Origin of the sequence: Psychrobacter sp. TWR1-1-1 (genome assembly GCF_049895865.1) — a bacterium.
Lineage (GTDB): Bacteria > Pseudomonadota > Gammaproteobacteria > Pseudomonadales > Moraxellaceae > Psychrobacter > Psychrobacter immobilis_A.
This window is the reverse complement of record NZ_JAFCTE010000055.1, coordinates 1-1,197: the sequence shown is the minus strand read 5'-3', so window position 1 is coordinate 1,197 and position 1,197 is coordinate 1. Positions and strand designations below refer to the sequence as shown.

The following is a 1,197-nucleotide window of genomic DNA, read 5'->3' as shown; positions in this document are numbered from 1 at the left end:
GTAAGGCAAAATATTTGGCTTGGTCAATGATGGCTATGTCATGCGGTATGTTGTTTTACCGATTTTCTGATAGTTTGCAGTGGCTTGCTTGGGTTACATGCGCAATATGCATCACTGTTACTTTGTGGATGTCTCGACTGCCGGACGCTTAATTTTTCCTACTATTGCAAGACGTTTTCCTGACTCCTTGCTAAGCCTTTGCGAAAAGTAAAATACTCTAAGATCATATATTTTCCTATTTGTTAATGATTATCGTTTACAATGTAACTATATTGTTTTATTATATGAAGAAACTATCAGCAATGTTATTAACAATTAATATTATTTCCTTTGACGACGAGGCTGATGTGAAGAAAATTGTGCTTATTTTTACTATAGGAAATTTGGAATGCACGAGGATTCAACTTATAAGAAGTCGATATATATACCTAGTCTTAAAGGTAAGTCTAAAACCCTATTAAGTATTCTTGTTGGAACTTTGATGTATCAATCAGCCATTGCGGATACTCAGCACCAAGAAGAAAACTTACCGATGTTACATATGGACACGATAACTGTTTATGCTAATAAGCAGCCCCCTATAAATGTAGGGGACGACCTTAAAACGGCCAAGACGATATCAGACAACCTAATTGACAGTGATAAAGATTTAGTCCGTTATAACCCTGATATAAGTGTGGCAGATGCAGGAAGATATGGTAGCAATGGCTACGCCATCAGAGGGGTAGATGGCAATAGGGTAGCTTTAAACTTAGATGGCGTTAGCTTGCCAGATAAGCAAGTCAATGAAATATTTTCAGCTTATGGATATATGTTTGAGGGTCGATTTTCACCCGATGTAGAGCTTCTGTCAGAGGTGGAGTTTGAAGTCGGGGCGGACTCTTTTAATTCTGGTAGTGGTGCAATGGGAGGGTCTGTTAGTTTCAAGACCAAAGACCCAGAAGATTTAATAAGACCTGATCGTCAACTTGGTGGTTATATCAAAACAGGTTATAGCAATAGCAATGAAGAATTTAGTAACGCTTTTGGTTTAGCAGGGAAAAACGATAAGGTTGAGGCAATAATTAATTATGTGCATCGTGAAGGACATGAAACAAAAAATCACCGAATGTTAGATTTCGATAAAAACAAACTAGATCCTGCCTATGATTTTATCAATGATCCAGACTATAAATATCCCTCTACAGGGTACAGATC

The 1,197-nt window shown here is 37.4% G+C and carries 1 protein-coding gene; it reads left to right on the top strand.

Annotation, left to right across the window (positions count from 1 at the left end):
• Positions 1 to 388 precede the first annotated feature (388 nt).
• The coding region (locus ACP69U_RS13820; RefSeq protein ID WP_426138841.1) for a TonB-dependent receptor plug domain-containing protein at positions 389 to 1,197 on the top strand (809 nt) is incomplete at its 3' end.